Here is a 23,397-nt window from a genome sequence, read left to right as displayed (position 1 = left end):
AGCGCTGGTGCAGGCGATCGCCGAGGCCGATGGGGCAATCGTCTCCGGGGCCGAAGTTGAGTCGACGCCCGTCGACGACCCGACGCTCGGGACGCTCATCGGGGCTGAGCTGGTCGGTTCAAGAGGTTATGGCTGCATCTCCTGCCACGTCTGGAACGGCAGGCAACTCTCGCAACCCGACCCCGGAGCCCTTGGCCCGGACCTGACCCGAGTGGCCGGCCGAATCCGGCGAGACTGGTTCGATCAGTTCGTGCAAGATCCGTCGCGATTCAGTCCCGGCACGCCAATGCCGGCGATTTTCCCCGAGGGCCGGACGACGCTCACCTCGGTTCTCGACGGCGACGCGACCCGACAGCGTGATGCCCTGTGGGCTTACTTCACGCTTGGGAGTGACGCCCCTGCTCCTCAGGCGCCGCCTCCGGTTCCTCTGGAAGCCCCTGGCGCAGGGGAGCCTGTGCTGGTGGCACAGATCCCCATCGTACTCCCAGACCAATCGGTTGTTGAATCAATGACGATGCTCAACGATCGTCATGATCTGGTCGTGTACGACCTTGCCGACCATTCGCCCCGGGCCGCCTTCGTTGGAGGACGACTCTTGCGGACCGTCCAGGGACGGACGCGACAGTTCCATGGGGAAGGCGAGCCCGCTGGGCCCGTCTTTCTGCCTGGTCCATCCTGGACGCTTATTGCCGACGGAGTGCCGGGGAGGCCGATCGAGTGGCAGTTTCAGGGATATGATCGGCTCCAGGACGGCATGCGTGTGCGATCGTTAGCCCAGCTCGCCTCTGGGCCAGTCGAGTTCGAGGATTCGGTCCGGATCGTCCGAGCCGAAGAGGAGGGCCGGCTCGAGCGGGTGGTCCGGGTGGCGGGGCTCCCGCAAGGCGTGTCCCTGGTCCTTCGGCTCGGCGACCCTTCCGCAGAGGCATTCTCGGCAGAGGCGGTTACAGGAACGATCGAACCGGCGATCGACGGCAACGGGAGAGCGGTACGACTCATACCCGACCTCTCTGGATCGGTTTTTGTAATACTCTCACATGTGTTGATTCATGCTCGTTCGGCCCCAGTATGGGAGGGAACGCCGCTTGAACAGCCTGACCTCACGGGCGGGGACCTGGAACGCCCGGGGTATCGGGCCGTCGCGTTCCCGAGGCCAAAGACGGTGTCGGGAGAGGACCGGGTGATGCCCGCCGCACTGGCCGTTGATCCGGTGGACGGGAGCCTGTTCGTTTCTTCGTTGAAGACGGGGGAGCTGTTTGTGGTGGACGACCCGCGAGGCGACCCGTCCTCGGCTCGCTTTACGGACTATAGCCGCGGCCTGTTCCAGGATGCATTCTCCATGCTCGCCGGGCAGGATGGCCTCTCCGTGCTTCATCGTCGGAATCTCACCCGAGCGAGCGACACCGACGGCGACGGCCGGGCGGATCGATTCGACCGAGTTGCCGCCCTCCCTCATGGAGTTGCAGACACGTATGACTATGCGTACGGCCTCGTGCGTGATCGAGAGGGGGGCTTCATCCTGAGCTATGCCCCCTATGCGAACACGAGCCTGCCGGGGTCGGGGGGGGTGTTGCGGATCGTCCCCGGACGGGAGCCGGAGGAACTGGCTTTCGGCCTGCGTAATCCGCTCGGCTGGTGTTCCGGGCCGGACGGAGAGGTCTTTTTTACCGACAACCAGGGGGAGTGGGTCGCCTCCAATAAGCTTTGCCACGTCGAGCGAGGGAAATTCTATGGCTTCCCGAACCCGGGGCAGCCGGAGCATGCTGAGAAACCGGCTGGGAGGCCCGCCGTGTGGGTCCCTTACGCGTGGGGACGATCGATCAACGGTGTCGCGTACGATAACACAGGAGGGAAATTCGGACCGTTCTCCGGCCAGTTTTTCCTTGCGGAACTGATGTATGGTGGCGCGATCGTGCGGGCGAATGTCGAGCGGGTGAACGGCCAGTACCAGGGGGCCTGCTTCCCGTTCTGGGGAGAGGGGCTACTCGGGCCTGTCAGCCTGGCCTTTGACCCGGCAGGGCACCTCTATGTCGGTGGGATCACGGAACCGGGCTGGATGGCTCAGCCCGACCGAGGTGCCCTGTTTCGCGTCGATTTCACGGGCGAGACCCCCTTCGAGATGCAGTCGATCCACGCAATGCCCCGCGGGTTCCGCATCGTCTTCACCGCACCGATTGATGAGAAGACCGCGGCCGTTCGGTCCTCGTATCACCTGGAGCGATATCGCTACGAATATACCGGAGCTTATGGATCTCCCGAACTCGATCGTTCGGAGGTTGGGGTGGAAAGGATTCTCGTCGCGCCCGACCGAATGAGCGTCGAGCTGACGACGGAGCCCCTCGTTCAGGATCATGTTTATCTCATTGACGTCGCCGGGGTTCATTCCGAATCGGGAGCGTCCCTGGTCCATGCGGTCGGGGCTTACACATTGAACGAGATCCCTGGCAAAGACAGTCCATGATGCCGATGGCGGCGATGAATCGACATCGGCACCGAATGAAGCGCATCGAGTTTCATAACGATGTTCGTTCGTGAGGTCGCAAATGAATCGATCGGTGGGCGTGATCGGCCTCGGGTTGATGGGATCGGCGATGGCCTTCCGGCTGATGGAAGCGGGGTATCCCGTTGAGGTCTTCAATCGGACCAGAGAGAAAGCCGAGGGACTGATTGAGCAGGGAGCACGCTGGTCTGAGAACCCGATGGTTTCCTGTGATCGCGTCTTGATCAGCCTGTACACGACGGAGACCGTCGAGGAAGTTCTCGACAGCCTGGCAGCGGGGCTCCGTCCGGGGCTGATCCTGATCGACACCACGACGGGCGACCCGGACCGAACGGCCGCCCTTGGGGCGAAGTTGACGGCTGGCGGGGTCTTTTACCTTGACGCGCCGATCTCCGGGTCCAGCGAGCAGACGAGGCGAGGGCAGGTTTCGACGGTCGTCGGCGGCCCACGGGAGGCATTCGACACCTGCCGAGATCTGTTCGATTGCCTCACGGAGCGTGCTGTCTACGCCGGTCCCTCCGGCAGCGGGTCGAAGCTGAAGCTGGTCAGCAACCTGGTGCTGGGGCTCAACCGAGCTGCCCTGGCCGAGGGCCTCGCGTTCGCCCGGTCACTCGGGCTCGACCCGGAGACGACCCTGGACGTTCTGCTCCACTCCATGGCCTATTCCCGGATCATGGACACAAAAGCCCGGAAGATGATTGATCGCGACTACCGGACGCAGGCAAAGCTCTCGCAACACATCAAGGACGTCCAACTCATGATTGCCGCCGCTGGTGCGGCCGGACTGGACCTTCCACTGAGTGAGGCCCACTGCCGGATTCTGGAAGCAGCCGCTCGGGCCGGCTACGCTGATGCGGACAACAGCGCGCTCATCGAGGCTTACAACCTGTCCGTGTCCGAGCCTGGGTGATCGGACCGGGCGGACCGTCCCTTCCCTGCACCCATCGACTTCAAGGTTGTGAACTCGCTTTACCGACAAGCAGCCCACGGTACGCCATGCCCGAGCCGACCGCAGCGATGCATCCGATCGACCTGATCGTGCTGGTGGCCTACCTGGCGGGCATCACAGCCCTCGGAGTCTGGATGGCCAGGCGGGTGCGTTCGATCGGCGACTACTTCATGCCCCGTCGATTCGGCAAGGCGATGATGACCACCTTCGCCTTTGGGACCGGGACGGCGTCCGACCAGGCTGTGAGTGTGGCCGCCGAAACGTTTCGGGTCGGACTCGCAGGGATCTGGTGGCAATGGATCTGGCTCCCGGCCACCCCGTTCTACTGGCTGATCGCCCCGATCATGCGGCGGCTCCGGGCGATCACGACGGCGGACGTGTACGAATTGCGTTACGATCGGAGCGTGGCCCTGTTGTTTTCGGTCGTCGGAATCGTGGGATTGTCGGTGAAGATCGGTCTGCTGCTGAAAGGCTCAGGAGCGTTGATCGAGGCCACGACAGGCGGAGCAGTATCGGCCGACTGGGCGATCCCCATCATTACGGTTCTGTTCGTCGCCTATGGCACGGCCGGAGGGTTGGCCGCAGCAATCGTCACGGACTTCGTTCAGGGGATCCTGACGATTCTCTTCTCCTTTCTGCTGCTCCCCTTCGTCATGCAAGCCGTAGGAGGGATGGAGGGTATCCGCGGGACTATCGACGATCCCGAAATGCTCTCGCTCGTCGTCCCGGGAGAGATCGGCCTGTTTTTCGTGGTGATGTATGCGATCCAGGCACTGATGGGGATCGTAGCCCAGCCATTCATCATGGGAGTCTGCGCTGCCGGTCGGACCGAGATGGACGGTCGCTTCGGATTCATGGTGGGGAATATTCTCAAGCGAATCTGCACGGCGGCCTGGAGCCTGACGGCGTTGGCGGCGGTCGCCTGGTACATCAGCCTTGGCGTTGATCGGGCAGACATCAACCCGGACCACGTCTTCGGGGACATGGCCCGGGAGTTTCTTCCGGGGGTGATGCCGGGATTGCTGGGAGTGTTCCTCGCCTCGCTGGTGGCCTCGGTCATGAGTTCGTGCGACGCGATGATGGTCTCCGGCTCAGCGCTTGCAACAGAGAACATCTACAAGCCGATCGTGCGGGGCCGCGATCCGGGGCACTACGTCTGGGTTGGTCGGCTGGCGTCGGTGGCGATTGTGGCAGGTGGGATCGTCTTCGCCTGGGCGGTTCCCGACGTCATCACGGCGCTTAACATCTGGTTCCGGATCGCCCCGATGATGGGGATCGCCTTCTGGCTGGGGCTCTCCTGGAGGCGAACGACCCCCGCAGGCGCCTGGGCCGTCACGTTGACCGGATTTGCATGCTGGTGGCTGGCCGAGCTACCGAATGTCGCGGCGCTGGTCGCCCGGATGCCGATGGCCGAGGCATTCGGAATCGTTCGCCTGACCAGCGAGGGCCGACTCGCGATTGCCGAGCCGTGGGTGATCGCCCTATATACCGGTGCGGCCGTCATTGCCGGGGTCGTCGTCAGCCTGGCCACCGTGCAAACGCCCAGGGAGCGGCTCGATCGCTTTTACACCTTAACGAGGACGCCCATCGTTGCTGGAGAACGGGTCGAGGAGCCGTGCACCCTGCCGCCGGGTGTCGAGCCCGCAAACCGGCCAATGCTCCTGACCGCCGGGGGTTTGGAGATCCCCTGCCCCTCTCGCACCTCGGTGCTCGGATTTGTCTTGGGTTGGGTCGCAGTCGTGGGCATGGTCCTCGGGTTCCTGTGGCTTCTGGGTGGTTAATGCAACGATGAGCCGAGTGCCCTGATGAGGTTGAGGCCGCAAAAACGTCGATCGGCCGAACGCTCCCCACAGGGGACCGGTCGGCCGATGTGTGCGAGGGAAAAGCGGCGTGTCAGGAAATCGTATCGCCCTCGGAGGCGTTGAAGTCAAGAACGCGATCCCGGTTCTTCTTGATCTGATTAACGACGTACCACTCGGCGAAGAACAGGTCAGCCCCTGCTCCCCCGTAAAGGGCGTCGGCGATCCCGTCGGACCCGCCCCGGAGGCGGTCGTTGCCGTTCTCGCCGTAGAGTTTGTCGGCGCCACTGCCCCCGTCAAGGTCGTCGTTGCCGTCGCCTCCCAGGAGGACATCCTTACCGGAGCCGCCGTTGAGGGTGTCGTTACCATCGCCTCCGAGCAGGGTGTCGTCGCCGTTCAGCCCGTCGAGGGTATCGTTGCCGGCCCGGCCGTCGAGGGTGTTCGCCCGGGCATTGCCGCGGATCATGTCGTCGAAAGAGGTGCCGACAACGTTTTCGATCCCCGAGGCACTGGAGAGTTGCAACTGGAGGCCGGTACGGCTTTGCGAGGCCCACTGCAACTCGGTCGACCCGAGGGTTATTCCCAGGCCGGAGCCGAAATTGGTGAAGTCGAGGGTGTCAGCCGGGTCGTTGGTCGGGCCGTGGGGGTCCTCATCTTCGAAGATCGCGTCGATGCCAGCGGCGGTGATGCCAAAGACGTACGAGTCGTTGCCGCGTTGGCCGTAGAGGGCGTCGTCACCCTGGCGACCTTCCAGAACGTCGTTGCCGTCATTCCCCCACAGAGTATTGGCAAGGGCGTTTCCGCGAATCACGTCGTCGAAGACCGTCCCCTTCACATCCTCGATGCGGTCTCCAGCATTGAGTACGACCCGAAGCAGCGGGTTGACGACCTGAGTGGCGGTCGATCCCAGGTCGATGGCGATGCCGCCAGACATGCCGGAGAAGTCAATCGTGTCCCGGCCCTGTCCCGACAACTCGATGATCCGGTTGGTGCCGCGATCGTCGGTGAGCGAGGAGAACGCGTAGGTGTCGTTCCCGTGGCCGCCGATGAGTGTATCGTTGCCCCACCGACCGTCGAGGATGTCGTCGCCCCCGTTCCCGACCAGCCGGTTGCCGCGTGTGTTGCCTCGAAGGAAGTCCTTCTGCGGGCTGCCGAGGACGTTCTCGATGCCCGAGTTCGTCGTCAGGTTCAGAGCCAGCGGGGCGGATCGGATGTCGTCGCCGGGGAAATAGGGCAAGACGTCTTGCCATCCGGTCTGGTTGAGGTCGAGATTGACGGTGTGGCCGTAACGGCTGAAGTCGAGCGTGTCGGTATCTCGGGAGACTTCCTCGATGATCGTGTCCCGGCCAAGATTGGCGTTGCCGGAGAAGACGTACGTGTCGTTGCCCGAACCGCCATTGAGCCCGTCGTCTCCGGATCGGCCCTCAAGGCGGTCGTTACCCGGACCCCCCGAAAGCACATCATTCATCCAGCCGCCGATCAGAGTGTCATTGCCGCTGCCGCCGTTGAGCTCTGAGGGGAGGATTGAGTTGTTCGTGATCTGGTCGTTACCGCCGAGTCCGTTGACAACAACCCGATTGACCGACTGCCAGGGGAAGTAGCGGTTGAAGAGCGTCTGGCCGTTGGACGCCAGAGTCATCGAGACGAAGTCATTGCCGAGGTAGTCGATCCGGATGACGTCGGCCTGCTCGGTGCCGGTGATCGTGACGATCCCGTTGACGAGGTCGCTGATCCCGGCGGTCATCAGCTGTCGGCCTTCCAGGCGGTCGATCGAAGGGCGAGCTGTCCGGGCAAGACGTCGGGCTCGGGGTGAGGTGTGGCGGCTCATGGCTCGGGCTCCTTTGGCGAGTCGGCTGCGAGGGGACGCCTCGCCTCCAGTGAGATGATCCGGTTGATCTCCCGCCGCGATTCTCGACGGCGACACCCATCAATGAGCGAACTCAGCCGGCGCCCGACAGGCCTTCCGAATTGGTTCCGGGACGCAGCGACAGGGCAGGCAGCTGGAAGCGAGTCCTCGAGCCCGGCGAGGTGGGCACTCGTCCGGGGATCGACAGGATGGGTAAGATGCTTGGGATCACCTCACGACGGGGTGTTCCCGGGGAGGCTCCGGCGATGGTCAATGACGAGGACGATGGCTCGGTCACGCGGTGGATTGAGGACCTCAAGGCCGGCGAGCACGAGGCGCTGGAGCGGCTCTGGGGCCGATACTTCGGTCAGCTCGTCGCCCTGGCTCGGACCCGGCTGAGGTCGAGCCGAGGCGGACCGACCGTGTCCGACGAGGAGGACGCGGCGCTGAGTGCCCTCAATAGCCTTTGGGAGCGTGCCTCCGATGGTCGGCTCCCCGACCTCCGGGGCCGAGATGAGCTCTGGCGACTGCTGGTGGTCATCACAGCTCGGAAGGCCCTCCGCCAGGTCGAGCGTGAGGGGCGAAAGAAGCGGGGAGGTGGTAAGGTCCTCAACGAGGCAGTCCTCGCCGCGACCAATCCCGGTGACGGTGACGAGGGTGGCCTGTTGGCGCGGGTGGCTTCCGACGGCCCAACGCCCGAGTTCGCCGCGATGGTCGCCGAGGAGACGGTCCGACGGCTCGACTCGCTCCCTGACCCAACACTCCGTGAGATTGCCCGGCTTCGGATGGAAGCCTACACCAACGAGGAGATCGCAGCCCGCCTTGGGTGCGTCGTCCGGACAGTTGAGCGAAAGCTGGAGGTCGTCCGGAAGATCTGGAGCGAGAACGCCCGGCCATGACCACCCCCAATCCGACCGAGCCGTCCCTCTCCCCGACAGCGGCCCTCCGCATCGACGGCCTCTGCGACCGATTTGAGGCCGACTGGACCGCCGGCCGTCGCCCTCGGATCGAGGACCTGATCCTTCTTCTCGAACCGATCGACCGGCGGCCGGCGCTCGGTGAACTGCTCCGGCTGGAGCTGGCCCTCAGACGCAACGGGGGCGAGGTCCCCGACCCTGAGGAATACTTTCTGCGATTCCCCGGCAATCCGGGCGAGGTCGATGCCGCCTTCTCCCTCGACCGTCAGGATCGGGCAACCCTGATCAAGGACGCTGCTGACTCCCCCTCCTCGCCGGTCCCAACAGCCCGGGACTCATTGCCGCCCGGCTCCCCCGCAGCGCCGCCCTCGGCCCCGGCCGGATACGAGATCCTCGGGATCCTCGGTCGGGGAGGGATGGGAGTCGTTTACCGAGCTCATCAGGTGCGGCTGAAGCGTGACGTGGCACTCAAGATGATCCTCGCCGGGGGACACGCTTCTTCCGAGGCGATCGCCCGGTTCCTGGCCGAGGCCGAGGCGATCGCGAGGCTCCGCCACCCGAACGTCGTGCAGATTTACGAACTGGGCGACCACGAGGGGTGGCCCTACTTCGCAATGGAATACCTCGCACGGGGAAGTCTGGCACGAGAGCTGGACGGCGCTCCCCGGTCGTCGAGGGAGGCGGTCGCCCTGATCGAGCAGATCTGCCGGGGAGTGGCCGAGGCCCATCGATTGGGGATCGTCCACCGCGACCTCAAACCGGCCAACATCCTGATTGCCGACGATGGCGCTCCCAAGGTCGCCGACTTCGGTCTGGCCAAGACCCTCGGCACTGACTCAGGGCTGACCCGCACCGATCTGGTCGTCGGCACCCCCAGCTACATGTCTCCGGAGCAGGCGAGCGGTTCGCCCGGGGGAGTTGGCCCTGAGGCGGATGTCCACGCCCTCGGCGCGATCCTCTATGAACTGCTGACCGGCCGGCCGCCGTTCCGGGGGGCCTCGGCGCTTGAGACGGTCATGCAGGTCCGCACGATCGACCCGGTTCCTCCTCGTCGATTGGTTCCCGGTGTCTCCCGCGATGCCGAGACAATCGCCCTGACTTGCTTGCAGAAGGATCCGGCCCGGCGCTATGCCTCGGCCGAGGCGCTGGCCGATGACCTGGCCCGATACCTCGAAGGCCGGCCGATCGTCGCCAGGCCGGTCGGCCCGGTGCGCCGGGTCTGGCTCTGGTGCCGACGAAGGCCGGCACAGGCTTCGCTTGCCGGGCTGCTCGCCCTGGCCGTCTCGGCCGGGTCGGCCTCGGCGATTGCACTTTGGCTGAGAGCCGAGTCCAACCTCGCCGAGTCGAACCGCCGGCTGGACCTCGCCCTTGACGCGGTCGAGCAGTACCATACCGGAGTTGGCGAGGAGGTCTTGCTCGACCAGCCCGAACTGGAGGGGCTGAGGCGTCGGCTGCTTCAGACCCCAATGCGGTTCTATCGGCAACTCGGCCGGGAATTGCAAGACGGCCGCCGGGACCCGAGGACGCGTGCCCGGCTCGTCGAGACCCTCGTCTCCCTGGCAAACCTAATCTACAAGGTCGGCACTCCCGACGACGCGATCAAGGCCTATCGCGAGGCGATCGCCGTCGCCAGGCCACTCGCCAAGGAACACCCCAATGAACCTTCCTATTTGCGGGCGCTCGGCGACGCCCTGATCCGGCTGGCCGAGGTCGAGGCCGACACCGGCCGGCTCGATGAGGCTCGCACCACCCTGGATGAGGCCCTCCGCCATCATTATCTGCTCGCCCGGCTTGAGCCGGGAGATCCTGCCCCCCTGAACGGGCAGGCGGCCTGCCTGCACTACCTGGGCAACGTCGCCTGGGACTCCGGCGAGTTCGAGGACTCCGAGGAGTTTTACCGCCAGGGAATCGCTCTGCGAGAGCAACTCGCTCGTGATCATCGTGGGGATCCGGAGTTCCTCGACAATCTGGCCGGCACCCGAAACAACCTGGCCATTCTGTTGGCGAACCTGGGCCGCACGGAGGAAGCCGAGGTCCTGTTCCGCGCCAGCCTGGACGATCGGATCCGGCTGGTCCGCAATCAACCGGATTCGGACGAGTACCGCCGCAAACTCTCCTCGAATTACAACAACCTCGGCTCCCTGCGTTCAAACATGGGCCGGTCGTCCCAGGCACTTCCCCAGTTCGAGGCGGCCTTGAAGATCCAGGAGGACTTGGTCCGAGAGCGTCCGAACGTGGCCCTTTACCAGTTCGACCTGGCGACGTCTCACGTCAACCTGGCAGTTCTCGAATCCGACCTGGGCAACGACGACCGGGCGGTTGTGCTGTTTCGCCAGGCGATTGACCGATTCGACCGACTGGTACTCGACCATCCCGGCCGGCTGGATTACGCCCTCCTGAGTCATCAAGCCCAGCTTCTCCTGGGAGAATCGCTCTTCCGTCTCGTGGACTACCCGGCGGCCGAAGACGTCTATCAATCGGCCGTTGCACTAGCCAATCGCCTCGGGAAGGCGCACCCTGACCTTCTTGAGATGTCCTTCCGGCGGGCCTGGTCCCGGGCTTCGCTGGCGGGCCTGCTGGCAGAAACCGGCCGGACGTCCGAGGCTCGGGCAGCCTACGTTGAGGCAATCGAGTTGTTTGACAGTCTCTCGGGAGGGACTGATCAGGGTGGGCCAGTTCCCGTCGACTGGGCCATCGAGCGAGCGAGATGCCTGCTCCACCTCGGCCTTCTGGAGCTCCGGGTCGGCCGTTCCGAGGAAGCAAAGGCGAAGCTGGACACAGCGATCGAGGCCGTCGACGCCTTGTTCCGAAGCGAGCCGGGAGGCCCTGACCTTCAGATCCTCAAGGCTGATGCGACGGTCGCCCTCGGCCTCCTGCAACATCGGGCCGGTGATCCTGTTCAGGCAGCTGCCCATTACGAGGAGGCCGCCTCAAGTCTCGAAGCCGTGTTGCAGGAGGTTCCTGGAGACTCCTGGGGCTGCGAAGTGCTGGCCCGAGCTCTCTCCGGCCGCGCCCGGATCCTGGCCGATTGTGGACGGCCCACGGACGCTCTGGCCGAGTTCGACCGCGCCCTCGGGGTTGCCCCAGCCGCAATCCGGGAAGAACTCACCCTCGGCAGACTTGAAGCGCTCTGCCTCATCGGCGACCCGTTCTGCGCCATTGCCGAGACCGAGCCTCTGGTCGCATTGCCCCAGGTGCAAGCACGTCCTCAGCTTCGCATCGCCGCAGCCGTCGTTTTTTCACGGGCCGCATCGGCCCTCGGAAACGATGCGCTGGCCGACCGAGCCGAGGCCGAATTGCTCGCGATCGAGAACCTGGCTGCCCTTGGAGACGGTCTGGCTGCGCTGGAGTTGCTCCAAGAGCCCGCCCTCGACCCGATCCTGGGGCGCCCTGCCCTCCTCCAGCTGCATGCCAGCCTCTCGGCCCGTCTCGGCGATCCCTCCGTACCTTAAGTTAAGGTCTCCTGCCTCAGAAGCGCGGAGCCCAGTTCTGGTACCGCCCAGATTGCTGAGATAAAGATGCTGTGAGCCGCTGCGTCGTCTTGCGTGTCGAGCAGAAAGGCCAGACCGATGTGGTCTGGCCTCTTGGTAACTTGAGTTCAACCGTCACCTTGTCGAGCGTTCCGGTGAACGCGAACGGGGGTTTGGATGCGTGGCTCACCGGGGTCCCAGTGTTCCGGCCGATGAGCAAGCCGTAGCCGGTCATCGCGCTCTACTGCCCGACGACCTTGATGCCCTTCCGCTCGCCGACCTGCTGGCCATCGACGGAGATCGTCATGTCGCCGATGCTGTAATCCGGCTTCAGATGAGTCTCGGTCGGGGTGAACACGATGGCCCAGATCACCCCGGGCGTCACCTCCAAGCAGCTCAGGCGAGCCAGCGACTCACAGATGACCGAGGAAGCGCAACCGAGTCGTCGGCTCGGACCCGCTCGAGTAGCGTCATCGACGTGGGACGAGCATCCTCCACGACCGTCTCCTTCGTCGAGATCAACAATTCGCCTCGATCGTCGACAGAGTACGGACTGCGGATCGATGGAATCGAGGTCTCGGCTCTGCTCGATCGCTGATTCGCACCAATCCAACCTGGTGATTCACCAATGTCGCAACCGCGGGGCAAGTCCCCTTGTGGGACATCGACCCGTTGTGACTCGTTAACCTCGCCGCCATCGTCGGGCTCCATTCGACCCGGCACCCCTCTTTCATCCTGTCGTGTTGATTCAGGATGACCGAACCGAACATTCGGCTGCCGGGCAAACGCGGCCCAATCCTTCTCTTCAGATCAACGGCGTTGGTCGCATGCTTCAAGCGGCTGGCGGTTGAGCATAAGGTTATCGACTGTCAAAGACGACGATCTCGTGTTTCGTGTTCACCGTCAAACATCGCCCGTCCGCGGTAAATTGAACGCGAGACTCAATCCACTGTCCATCGACAGAGAACTCAATGATCGATTGATTGGTGAGAAGATCCCAGACCTTGAGACGATCATCACGCCCCAGAGTCGCGGCCAGACGGCCATCGGGCGAGATGTCCAGCGAAGCAACCGGACCACGGTGAGCAAGGGTCGTAAAGCTCGGTTTCCATCGCGAGCAATCCCAGATGATCAACTTGCGGTCGCCACTGACTGAAAGCAGTCGCTGACCATCCGGCGTGAACTTTACGGCCTCAACCGAGGTGGAGTGTCCTTGAAGTCGATGGAGGATCACTCCGGTTGCGACCTCATAAACGAAGATCTGGTTCTCGATGGACAGGGCAAGGGTCGTTCCCTCGGGAGAGAAAGCGATGTTTCCGGCCTTGGGAGCGAGGATCCGCACCTCCTCACGGCCACTGGGGACATCGAGGATTTGCACGCCAAAGGATTCATGATCTCCCTGACCATTCGCTCGAAGAGAACCTTCGATCACAGCAACGTTCCGACCATCGGTCGTGATCGCGAGGCGCCGGATAAAGGAGGGCTGCCGCGGACTGATCCATTCGAGCAAGATTTGCCCTGTCTTCGTTTCCAGAACCACCACGCGCCGTTCTGTTGCGACGGCGATCACGCGACCATCGGGAGTGGACGTGCTTCGGATCCAGGATTCGTCCGCAGCCTCAGGATCGATCCCGGTACGGTCTTCGACTTCTTCAAGAAGCAGGCGAGGAGGATGATTCGCATCAAGATCCCACTCCCACACCCCGGAATCGTGCTGCGAAACGACAAGCAAATCACTCCCTCCTCGTACCTGAGCCTCCAGAACCGGCTCAGACGGAATGTGCCGTTGTCCCACGTCTTTCGGGGTCTTCCATTGCACAATCCTTCCATCGTGTCCCGCCGAAAGGATCGTCTCAAGGTCTTCCAAGACCAGGAGCGCATAGACCCGCCCTTCGTGGGCGACCCAGGTTTTGCCAGTGAACACGGTCAACGGTTCCCCCCGATTGATCACGGGAGACGATGCAAGCAGTTCCCCGGTCGTCGGCTCGAACGGAAAGACGTGGATCACACCACCCCGATCGCCGGTCAGAAGCTCGGAACCATCGTGGTTGAATGTCATCGTCTCGATCCCGTCGGAAATGCGCGTGGGGATTGAGGAAACGACCCCCTGCTTGAGATCGATGACCATCAACTCGCCATAGCGTCCTCCGATCACCACCGATTCGCCCACCGGCGCGAACGCGACAAAGGCCGGCTTTCGAATGGTCGAAAAAACCTGGCGGGTCGTACCCGTCGCCAGGTCGAGGAGAAACGCTTGATTTTGCTTTTCTTCGAGCACCATAACTAGAGACGTATCTTCCCACACATCGAGCCCTTTGACAGGACTCTCAATTTCAAACTTCCAGAGAAGATCGCCCGTTGCTACGTCCCAAAGATAGGCCGCACCATTCCCGCCATCATGGCCATACGAAAGGATCTGAGTCGCCTCGTTCACAAATCGGACACCCATCGCCAGGCCGTCATGGGCTGAGACGGTCTGGCGCAACGAACCATCGACCGCGCTGAACAGCCTCAGCGTACCGTCATCACCGGCCGAGGCCAGGATCGTCCCATCAGGCGAAAACGTCACATCATTGACCTCCACCTGACCCGTTGCGATCGTCAGTTCAGGTTCGTTGGTATTGCTCAGGTCGAACACTCGAATCGTCGCATCCAGACCAGCTACCGCCAGTCGAAGACCATCCGGAGATCGTTCCAGGCAGTAGGTCGGACCCAGTCCGCTGGCCAGATCCGTTCCTGGAATTCCAGCCCGGAGATTCAAATGATGCCAGACAAACGAGCGCCGATCCTCAATGCCTGGAGTGGCAAGATAACGATCCAGAAGCTCCCGAGCTGACCGAGGATCACCGTGCTGTAGTGCCTGATTGGCAAGACGCATGTCCGAGGCATAGAGCAAATCCCTCACATACGATTCGCTCTTCCGAGCTCGTTCCGCGGCCAGTTCAACGCGAGTCCGTTGATACTCGGCCTCGGCAAGACTGACCTGAACTTCCTTGAGCGCATCCGCAGTCCGTCCCTGCTCCTGTCCAATCAAGACGAGGCTCAATGACAGACCGAACAGGATGATGAGAACCATCGCAGAGAGCATCATGGCGAGGTTCCGGTGCCGTCGGATCCACCTGACCCCGTAATCAAAGGGTCCCTGACGCCTCGCGAAAATCGGGCGATCGTCGAGAAATCGTTCAAGCTCCTCAGCCAATTCACCCGCCGTGGCGTATCGGTCGGTCGGTTCCTTGGCCGTGGCTTTCGTTACGATCGTTTCGAGGTCCACCGGAACATGAGGATTGATGCGACGAATGGGTTTGGGGTCCACCTCGATGATGCGACGAAGGAGTGATTGCCGGTCCTCATCCTCGAACGCTGGCTGAAGGGTGAGAAGCTCATACAGCGTAATGCCAAGCGAATAGACATCGGTCCGCCCATCGACAACCACCCGCCCCCCCGAAGCTTGCTCCGGACTCATGTACTTCAGCGTTCCAAGCAGGTCGCCCGTCATTGTGATGCCCGAATCTCCTTGCAGTCGAGCAAGCCCAAAGTCGGTCACCCAGAGGGTCCCCGAGGGGTCGAGCAACAGATTGCCCGGCTTGATGTCTCGATGAACGACCCCCTGTTCGTGAGCGTGCTGAAGCGCCTGAGCAGCCTGCACCCCCAGTTGAGCAACCCAGTGAAAGTATTCCCGATCTCGTAGCACCGGGGCACGCGTTCTTCCTACCTCGTGACCGACCGCTCCTGCTCTCTGCAGAGTCGGCGGCTCGGGACAGACCGTTGTTGCCTCGAACCACGTCCGGCCCGTGACTTCCACTCCCAGATCGGCACTCGTCCCGAGCGCCCGAAGCACCTCGGCAAGGCTCTGCCCCTCAATGAACTGCATCGAAAAAAAATGGAGACCGCGATCGAACCCCACCGTATAGACCGGCACCACATGCGGATGTCTCAGATAGCCGACAGCCTGTGCTTCCAGCTGAAACCGTTGCAACTTACGCGGGTCTGCCGCCGCCGTGGGGGGAAGGACCTTCACCGCGACCCGTCGATCGAGCGAGAGCTGCTGCGCTTCATAAACGATCCCCATTCCTCCCCGGCCGATCTCCCGAACAAGCTTGAAATCACCAAGTTGTCCGGATGTGTTAAAAAGCTCATCATCCTCGCTTGCTCTGTTCGGCGATGAGGGATTGACCGGCCTCCCACCGAGTTCGGCCATGATCTCGATCGCCGACAGCAACCGGCGCAACTCGGGAATCTGGCTCGGGTCGTCTCGGGCAAATTCGTCTAGGTCCACAGACTCTCCCGAAGCAATCCGGTCGGCCAGCTCGGCAACCCGGTCGACCAGGCTCGGATGATCGAATTCGCGAAAACCTTCGTCACTCGACAAAGAGCTCATGAGCACGTCTCGCCATTCTCATGGTTTAAGCACTTTCGAATTCGATCAAGTGCGCGAAGATGTCGGACTTTTGCCGCTCCCTCGGTAATTCCGAGCACTGCAGCAATCGTCCCAAAACGCAGATTTTCGAGATAACGCATCACCAGCACCTCCCGATCCGTCTCAGAAAGGCGTTCCAGGGCTTCAAACAGGCTCTGACGCTGTTCGAGACGCTGAAGGACTCCGCTGGGAGTGGTCTGGCTGGTAGCAAATTGGCTGAGAAGTCGCTCCGTCGAGGCATGAGACAGGAGGCTGAGTTCGCGACTAACCTCACGTTTGATGCTTCCCAGGTGGCGGCGGTTCGCCTGGGCAAGCCGATCCTTCGCAAGTCGATGGATCCAGGGATAAAACGGCAGCGGTCGGTTCGCAAGGTATTCGTCAAGCTTACGAGCCGCTTCGACGAGCGTTTCCTGAACAATATCTGAGGGATCGAGCCGCCGACTGAGCCTTCGATCGATTCGAACCGCAACCATCCGCCGCAACCGATCCCGATATCGCTGCAGCAGCCATTGCCGAGCGACCTCATCTCCCGTCCTGACTCGATCCAGCAGGAAATCGGTCTGTGATGATTCCTCGATCATGATCACCTCCACAACGACACAGAGTGACGGCTCAAATCTTCCTGACCGAAGCGCACGTTCGATCTCGTTGCAAGCCAACCGACCACAAGGCTTCCTTCGGTTCCTCTGCGTGACTCCTTCGTTGACAACGTCACTGACTCGGCAAACCCTCAACATCCATCCACAAAGAACACCTCAAGACACATCTACGGATCATCCCGCCATGTGCCCTGCGAATTTTTTTCGAGTCCTACTGTAACCTTTCCAAGAGTCTTGCACGATTGTGTCTGAGGGTCCATCGTTTCGTGCCTCTCTGTGGAAAAATGATTCAACTCGGAAAGATCAACCTCGGAATTCCACACGCTTTCGCTTGCAATTCATCGACAGTGAATTGTAATGAGGTTTTGAGAGTACGTGACTTGCAGTTTTTTCCACATCTTTTGTGATTGCATTTTCGATTCGGGCAGCGACGAGGCTGTTCGTGGTCTCTCGGGCGATGGTCCTGATCGTCTCTTGAGGTTGCACCAATTTGATGATTCCGAGCCAGGAGATCTCCGGTGTTTCGACCCTTCGCCTCCCGATCCGATCGATTGCGATCCCGTCGCTCGTCTCCTCGCCGACGATCACTCCACCTTGAACCTCTGGAATCTCGTACAGTCTTAAGCACCTTCATGGTCACCAACCTCGCCGAGAACGGCCCCGGATCGTTGCGCCAGGCCATCACAGATGCCAACACTCGTCCCGGAAGCGATCTCATCCAATTCGCACACGAGGCCCGGGGAACAATCGTTCTCAGCGAGCAGCTCATCATCACCGACGACCTGACCATCCTCGGACCCGGCGCCGGCGCGGTGACGGTCAGCGGGGGAGGCACCTCGCGGGTCTTTTCCGTCCTTCCGGCCGAGTTGGCGGCGACTCCACTTGTCTCCCCTACCCTCGCGCAACTGGAAACAGCTCCTACCGTCACCATCGCGGGCCTGACCATTGCCGACGGGCTCGGCACTGATGCGCCGGGCTACCACCCCTCGAACGGTTTCGGCTGGGCTGGCGGCCTTTATAACCTCGGCGGCACCATTCACCTCAACCAGGTGGCCATGATTGGCAATTTGGCCGTCGGCGGCCTGGCGGCCGGCGGGGCGATTGCCAATGAATTCGGCGGCACGATCACCATCGCTCGCAGCCACTTCCAAGGCAACGAGGCCTCAGGCTTCGGTATCGGCGTAGGAGGGGCGATCACCTCCGACACCGGGGCAACGGTCGATGGGACGTCCGGTCCTCCAACACTCACAATCCATCAAACCACCTTTATTGACAACGCGGCCCGGTCGCTCACCGGGTACGTCGAAGGCATCCCCTTCTCCGGGTTAAGCCTGGGAGGCGCGGTACTGAATGTCACCGGCTGCTTGACGATTGATCGCAGCCATTTCGAAGGGAACACTGTCGAGTCCGGTCCAGGCACCGAGAACGCCTCGGCCGGCGGCTCCGCGTTTGGTGGTGCCGTCTACTCTGGCGATGTGGGCCCCTTCGGCGTCTCTGACTCGACGACGACCGTCCGCCGGAGCGTCTTTGTCGAGAACACCGCGACCGGCGGCGGCGGCGGAGCGGCCGGACTTCCCGGAGGGGAGGCGGCCGGTGGAGCGGTTTCGGTCAACAATGGCGGCGATTTGTTGCTTCAACACAACACCTTCCGAGGTAACGCTGCCCTCGGCGGCACCGGCGGCCTCGATGCCAAGGGTGGCACCGCTTCCGGAGGCGCAGTGGCGGGAGCCGGCGGGGCCTCGCTAACCCTTGAGCGAAACGCCTTCCGTGACAATCAGGTCCAGGGCGGCTCCGGTTTCGGAGCAGGGTCCTCAGCCCCCAGCCAGGGTGCTGGACTCGCATTGCACGCTGTCGAGATCACCGGACTGGTCCCGGGAACGGCCATCGCCTCAGTCAATCGAGACACCTTCTTCCAGAACACCGCAATCGGTGGTCTCGGCGGAGGTATCTTCAACAACGGTAATCTGAATGTCGTCCATGCCAGGTTCCAGGGCAACCGGGCGGTCGGCAATCCCGACGTGGTTCTCGACCTCGGGCCGGCCTTCAAGGTCGCTGGGGGAGCGGGTGGCGGTGGCATCGCCAACGTCGGCACCCTGCAGGTTTCCGGCGGTCTCTTCGCCGACAACCAGGTGCAAGGGGCCGACAATGTCGCGACTCTGCCCAATGCCTTCCCTCTCGGCCCTGCCTTCCCAGGGAGCACCAACGGCGGCGCGATTGCGAACTTCTCGACCTCGTTCGGCTCCGCTTCGGCCAGCATCTCCCGGACCCACTTTACCGGGAACATCTCTCGGGCAGGCAACTTCGGCAACGGTGAGTTTGCAGCGATCGGCGGTGGAGGAGCCATCTTCAATTCCGCCTCGATGACCGTTGCCGACAGCGCATTCACCAGCAATCGGGCCATCGCGGGCGACAACGCCGTCAGCCCCTTCCACAACGGCCATGCCCTCGGCGGAGCCATCAATTCCGGATCGCTCACCCCGGCTGTCGATCCAACCGACCCTGGCGCCTCGCTCACGATTCACCGCAGTCGGTTCTCTTCCAACGAGGCCATCGGCGGCAATCACAACGAGGTCACGCTGCCGCTTGATCAGGTTCCGCTGGCCGATGCCCCAAACAACGCCTACGGCGGCGCAGTCCTCGTATATCAGGGGATCGGGACGATCACTCAGAGTTCCCTCTTGCACAACCGGGCAATCGCCGGCGTCGGCGGGGCCGAACAGAAGGGAAGCCTTGGCGTTGGTGGCGGTGTTTTCTTCTTCGGCTTCCTTGGCCCGGTGAGCGGATCAATCGACCGCAGCACGATCGCCCACAACGCGGCGATCGGCGGCAACGGTGTCGAAGGAGACGGCGGCCACGGGCTCGGAGGCGGGATCGCCATCGGCACGCTCGGTTCGCCGTTCAGCCCTTCCTCCGAGGTAGTGCTCACCCGAAATCACCTGCTCGGCAACCGGGCGCTCGGAGGCCAGGGAACGCCGGGCTTTGGCAACGGCGGCGATGGCCTCGGCGGAGGCATTGGTGTCTTCAACGGAGGATCGGCGACGATCGAGCACTCCCAACTCCTCCTCAACCGGGCCGTCGGTGGCTCCGGCCTGATCGGTGGCAATGGCCTCGGCGGCGGCATTTTCAACGACGCAATCGCCTCGACAACCCTCCTTCGCAGCATGATTTTCCTGAACGCCGCGTTCGGCAACGGCGCAGGAACGGGCCTGGGCGGCGGCATCTTCAACGACGCCGGTGGCCTCTTCCAGATCGATCCCCCATCCCGTTTCATGACCCGTCTCAACCTCGCCTCGGACGACGGCGACGACGTCTTCGGCGACCTGACGGATCTGTAATGCCAACACTTCCAGCCGCAGGCCCCGCGATCGTTGGCGGTTTGCGGCTTGGCTTTTGTGTCTCCGGGTGGCTCGAGATTGACCATGAACGGTCAACCAGCGACCCGGTGAAGTGAGACTGTTCGGCCAAATGAAGGAACCTGCAATGACTTTCATCAAACACATCGCAATTTTTGCGCTGACAACGATCGTCCTGAGTGTCCACGCCCGCGAGTCGTCGGCTCAGGTAGTGCCCTACAAGGCACGCGGCATCGGCTTCTACACTCCGAACGAGACGCTGACGGGTGGCTCCTATGTCGTTGAGGGACTGGGAACGCACCTGGGCCGGCATACCGGCTTCGGCGCTCTCAAGACGGAACCGACAGAGAACCCGCTGGTTCTCAACTTCGTCGGCATCGACGAAGCGGGTTGGATTGCCGCCGACGGCTCTACCGTGAGCGTCAGTATGGGGGAAGGCCAGGTTCAGCTCATTCCGCTGGACCCTAACTTCACGACCTTCACCGCGGTCTGGACAACGACCTTCACAATCGAGGGTGGCACCCGCCGGTTCGCCAATGCCGGGTCCGCCGATGAGCCACTCACCGTCATCGCCATCAACCAACCGTTCACATTCGCCGACCCGGTGTGGGTGTTCGACTGGACTGTCAACGGGAAGTTCCGCCTGCGCTGAGCGACGCCCAGCCCAGCCGAACCGTACCGGGTGTTCGTACCGGGTCCAACACCCTCTCCATCCCCCCCCTTCGGCCCCGCGTTCGGTCCTCGGCTCCCGTCCGAGGGCCGTTGCGGGACCGTTGCATTTGTTTCAGGAATCACTGACTCATTATCCTGTTGATTCGATTTTCTGCATTCGCTCACCCGTCTCCAGTTCCCGTTCTTCCTCTCGGGCTCGTTTCCGACCCAGCTCCACATCAACGAGTGCCAGCAGCCCTCCCCCCACCAGAAAGAATATGATCACTGAGAGGATGGCCGATCGGCTGGACCCGGTCACCGCGATCACCGCCGCGAAACAGGCCGGACCCAGGATCCCCGCGAACTTCTCGGCAATGGCGAAGAAGCCGAAGAACTCGCCTGATCGCGGTTTCGGGATCAAGCTGGCGAACAGCGATCGGCTCAAGGCCTGGCTCCCCCCCTGCACCATGCCGATGAGAATCGCCAGCAAGAAAAAATGACTCGCACTCGTCATCAGATAGCCAAGCATGCTGATCCCCGTATACACCACCAAACCGAGAAGGATCGCCCGCTTCGCCCCGATTCGATCCGCCAGCATCCCAAACAGGAACGTGAACGGAATCCCCACAAACTGCACGAGCAAAATTGACGCGAGCATCGCCCCCTGCCCAATCCCGATCTCCGCCCCGAAGATCGCCGCCATCTTGATGATGGTTCCGATCCCGTCGTTGTAGAGCAAGAATGCCAGGAGCATCACAAACGCCTCCCGGTATCCTCGAAGCGCCCGCAACGTCCTGCCTAGTCGTCGGAAGGCAACCCGAACCGGGTTTGCCCGATCCGTCTCTTCCGGCCCCAGCACCGCTGGCGGCTCACTCACACGCAAGAACAGCGGGATCGAGAACAGAACCCACCAGATCGCCACCGACAGAAACGCCAGCCGCGCCGGCAGCGTGGCCTGGGCCTCGGTAATCCCCTCTCCTGAAGGAATCCCGAGCAACCACGGCCATTGAATCCAGGCCAGGTTGACTGCCAGCAAACTCCCTCCGCCGACATACCCGAGGGCATACGCCGCCGCGGACACCCGGTCCATCTCCTCCGGTTTCGCCACGTGAGGCAAGAGCGCGTCGTAAAAGACAAAGCTCAACCCCGCCCCGACCTCGGCCAGAATCAACAGTACAGCGGCCAGCAGCCAATCGCCGTTCCCGATGAAAAACATCCCCGCCACCGACGCCACTCCCAGGACCATCGAGGCACCCAGTAACCGCTTCTTGATCCCGAGCCGGTCGGCGATCACCCCGAGAATCGGCGCCATCACCGCCACCAGAGCCAGGCCGATCGTACTGGCAATGGCAAACCGCTGCGTGGCCACCGCAGGGGGCAGATCAGCCCCGGCAACCCTCAAGAAGTAGATTGGGAACACCGACGCTACAACGATCGTCACCATCGCCGAGTTCGCCCAGTCATAAAGCGCCCACGACACCAGTTCCGGCCGGTCCAGGCCAAGTCGACTCCGAATCCCTCGCACCGATTCCACTCCTCGCCCTGATTCGGAAGTACTCGCCATGCCACCCACCCCAGCACTTGACCCACCAACCAGACCCTGGCCTCGACATCCGACGAGCCTACCACCAACCCGGGTGACGATGATACGACCCGGAGATCACGATGACCCATCCTGGCCGATCCAACCGAACGCCACCTCAACACTGAACAATTCTCGATTGATGATGCCAGGGTGACGTCATTTCCTTTTGCTCCGTGTTCAATCGATTGAAACACTCCTCAACACGATCACCCCACCGATCCCGCGCTGGTTCTCTCGCAACAGTCGGATAAGATCAGAGAAGCTCGCGACTGCCTCCCCTTCGCCCCTGGAGAACCGATGATGGCCATCTCCCGTCGCCTCTTCCTAAAAACCGCCGCCGTCGGCACCTCGATCGCCCCGTCTCTCGGCGCCGGGCCCTCCCCTGCCCCGAAGCTCCCCACCCGAGCCTTCGGCAAGACGGGCATCGAGGTCCCCATCCTCGGGTTCGGCTCCGGCAGCCGTTTCCTCATGTACGAAGAGGAAGACCGCGCCCATGAGGCCCTCTCCACCGCCATCGATCTGGGGATCACCTACCTCGACACAGCCCACTCCTACGGCAACGGCCGCAGCGAGGAACGCATCGGCCGCCTCATGCCCGATCGCCGCGATGAGGTTCTCCTCGCCACCAAGATCGGCGCCCGCAAGGGCGACGACGCCCGCCGCCAGATCGAGCAGTGCCTCTCCCGATTGCAAACCGACCGCCTCGACGTCCTCCACATCCACGCCCTCCGCGACGAGGACGACCTCGCCGCCATCGAGGCCCCCGGCGGTGTCCTGGAAGCCCTGTACGAAGCCCGAGACCAGAAGATCGCCCGAGCCATCGGCATCACCTGCCATGCCGCCCCCCGGGCCCTCGCCTTGGCACTGGAGCGCCACGACTTTGACTGCACCCAGATGGCCCTCAACGCCGCCATGGCTCGCATGGCCGACACCCAGCAAGGCCTGAAGGCGACTCCCATGACCCAGGGAGGCTTCGAGGAACTTGCTCTCCCGGTCGCCCATCGTAAGAACATGGGCATCATTGCCATGAAGGTCTTCGCCCAGGACCAGATCACCGACGCCGCTCCGATTGACGCCCTCTTGCGCTATTCCCTCTCGCTGCCGATCAGCCTCGCCAGCCTCGGCATGCCCCGGCCCGAATTCATCGCCCAGAACGTCTCCCTGGCCCGCCAGTTCACCCCCATGCCCGACGCCGATCGCCGCAAACTGATCAACTCCATCGCCGCCGAGCGTAAGGTTTCGCTCGCCCGCTTCTTTCAGCACCACGCCGACGCCTGATCCTGCCTTACCAAACGACCAACCTCCCAGGACCCC

At 62.7% G+C, this 23,397-nt stretch carries 13 protein-coding genes; 8 read left to right on the top strand and 5 right to left on the bottom strand.

What is annotated here, in order from left to right; genetic code table 11:
* The 3 genes from HG800_RS25810 to HG800_RS25800 all read left to right on the top strand — a co-directional run.
* A partial coding sequence (locus HG800_RS25810) for a hypothetical protein (protein WP_169981066.1) occupies positions 1-2,458 on the top strand: 2,458 nt, incomplete at its 5' end.
* Positions 2,459-2,540: 82 nt separating this feature from the next.
* Positions 2,541-3,407: an NAD(P)-dependent oxidoreductase gene (locus HG800_RS25805; RefSeq protein ID WP_169981065.1), complete on the top strand. Its 867-nt coding sequence runs from the start codon at positions 2,541-2,543 to the stop codon at positions 3,405-3,407.
* Positions 3,408-3,514: 107 nt separating this feature from the next.
* Positions 3,515-5,227: a sodium:solute symporter family protein gene (locus tag HG800_RS25800; protein WP_169981064.1), complete on the top strand. Its 1,713-nt coding sequence runs from the start codon at positions 3,515-3,517 to the stop codon at positions 5,225-5,227.
* Positions 5,228-5,339: 112 nt separating this feature from the next.
* Here the strand turns inward: HG800_RS25800 and HG800_RS28355 are convergent, their stop codons facing one another.
* Entirely contained in the window at positions 5,340-7,073 is a 1,734-nt protein-coding gene (locus HG800_RS28355; RefSeq protein ID WP_169981063.1) for a calcium-binding protein, read from the bottom strand.
* Positions 7,074-7,300: 227 nt separating this feature from the next.
* Between HG800_RS28355 and HG800_RS25790 the strand changes: the two genes are divergently transcribed.
* Together HG800_RS25790 and HG800_RS25785 are read left to right on the top strand one after the other, a co-directional pair.
* Positions 7,301-7,990 (top strand): ECF-type sigma factor, encoded by a 690-nt coding sequence (locus HG800_RS25790; RefSeq protein WP_235963973.1) that lies wholly within the window; start codon positions 7,301-7,303, stop codon positions 7,988-7,990.
* A complete protein-coding gene (locus HG800_RS25785; protein WP_169981061.1) occupies positions 7,987-11,460 on the top strand; it encodes a protein kinase domain-containing protein in 3,474 nt (1,157 codons plus the stop codon). The genes HG800_RS25790 and HG800_RS25785 overlap by 4 nt, the downstream gene beginning before the upstream one ends.
* Positions 11,461-11,719: 259 nt before the next feature.
* Here the strand turns inward: HG800_RS25785 and HG800_RS28110 are convergent, their stop codons facing one another.
* The 3 genes from HG800_RS28110 to HG800_RS25775 form a co-directional block, all read right to left on the bottom strand.
* Positions 11,720-11,851: a hypothetical protein gene (locus tag HG800_RS28110; RefSeq protein WP_261345990.1), complete on the bottom strand. Its 132-nt coding sequence runs from the start codon at positions 11,849-11,851 to the stop codon at positions 11,720-11,722.
* Positions 11,852-12,337: 486 nt separating this feature from the next.
* The gene (locus tag HG800_RS25780) at positions 12,338-15,856 is read right to left on the bottom strand and encodes a serine/threonine-protein kinase (RefSeq protein WP_169981059.1); all 3,519 of its coding nucleotides are present in this window, start codon (positions 15,854-15,856) and stop codon (positions 12,338-12,340) included.
* Positions 15,853-16,476: a sigma-70 family RNA polymerase sigma factor gene (locus HG800_RS25775; protein ID WP_169981057.1), complete on the bottom strand. Its 624-nt coding sequence runs from the start codon at positions 16,474-16,476 to the stop codon at positions 15,853-15,855. The genes HG800_RS25780 and HG800_RS25775 overlap by 4 nt, the downstream gene beginning before the upstream one ends.
* Before the next feature lie 536 nt (positions 16,477-17,012).
* Between HG800_RS25775 and HG800_RS25770 the strand changes: the two genes are divergently transcribed.
* Both HG800_RS25770 and HG800_RS25765 read left to right on the top strand, forming a co-directional pair.
* Positions 17,013-19,829: a hypothetical protein gene (locus tag HG800_RS25770; RefSeq protein ID WP_169981054.1), complete on the top strand. Its 2,817-nt coding sequence runs from the start codon at positions 17,013-17,015 to the stop codon at positions 19,827-19,829.
* A 145-nt stretch (positions 19,830-19,974) separates the two neighbouring features.
* Entirely contained in the window at positions 19,975-20,499 is a 525-nt protein-coding gene (locus HG800_RS25765) for a hypothetical protein (protein WP_169981052.1), read from the top strand.
* Between the two features lie 150 nt (positions 20,500-20,649).
* On the opposite strand, the gene HG800_RS25760 is transcribed toward HG800_RS25765, so the two are convergent.
* Positions 20,650-22,023, bottom strand: a complete 1,374-nt coding sequence (locus HG800_RS25760; protein WP_206352468.1) for an MFS transporter — start codon at positions 22,021-22,023, stop codon at positions 20,650-20,652.
* Positions 22,024-22,380: 357 nt separating this feature from the next.
* Between HG800_RS25760 and HG800_RS25755 the strand changes: the two genes are divergently transcribed.
* Positions 22,381-23,361: an aldo/keto reductase gene (locus HG800_RS25755; RefSeq protein ID WP_206352467.1), complete on the top strand. Its 981-nt coding sequence runs from the start codon at positions 22,381-22,383 to the stop codon at positions 23,359-23,361.
* The last annotated feature ends 36 nt before the right edge of the window (positions 23,362-23,397 follow it).

The organism is Tautonia rosea (assembly GCF_012958305.1).
GTDB classification, from domain to species: domain Bacteria; phylum Planctomycetota; class Planctomycetia; order Isosphaerales; family Isosphaeraceae; genus Tautonia; species Tautonia rosea.
The sequence above is the reverse complement of the archived record's forward strand: the minus strand, read 5'-3'. Positions and strand labels throughout refer to the sequence as shown.

What these genes read in the sequence shown, in the direction of transcription:
- HG800_RS25805 (WP_169981065.1), top strand. Translation starts at nt 2,541, where the DNA reads ATGAATCGATCGGTGGGCGTGATCGGCCTCGGGTTGATGGGATCGGCG.
- HG800_RS25800 (WP_169981064.1), top strand. Translation starts at nt 3,515, where the DNA reads ATGCATCCGATCGACCTGATCGTGCTGGTGGCCTACCTGGCGGGCATC.
- HG800_RS28355 (WP_169981063.1), bottom strand. Translation starts at nt 7,073, where the DNA reads ATGAGCCGCCACACCTCACCCCGAGCCCGACGTCTTGCCCGGACAGCT.
- HG800_RS25790 (WP_235963973.1), top strand. Translation starts at nt 7,301, where the DNA reads ATGGGTAAGATGCTTGGGATCACCTCACGACGGGGTGTTCCCGGGGAG.
- HG800_RS25785 (WP_169981061.1), top strand. Translation starts at nt 7,987, where the DNA reads ATGACCACCCCCAATCCGACCGAGCCGTCCCTCTCCCCGACAGCGGCC.
- HG800_RS25780 (WP_169981059.1), bottom strand. Translation starts at nt 15,856, where the DNA reads ATGAGCTCTTTGTCGAGTGACGAAGGTTTTCGCGAATTCGATCATCCG.
- HG800_RS25775 (WP_169981057.1), bottom strand. Translation starts at nt 16,476, where the DNA reads ATGATCGAGGAATCATCACAGACCGATTTCCTGCTGGATCGAGTCAGG.
- HG800_RS25765 (WP_169981052.1), top strand. Translation starts at nt 19,975, where the DNA reads ATGACTTTCATCAAACACATCGCAATTTTTGCGCTGACAACGATCGTC.
- HG800_RS25755 (WP_206352467.1), top strand. Translation starts at nt 22,381, where the DNA reads ATGATGGCCATCTCCCGTCGCCTCTTCCTAAAAACCGCCGCCGTCGGC.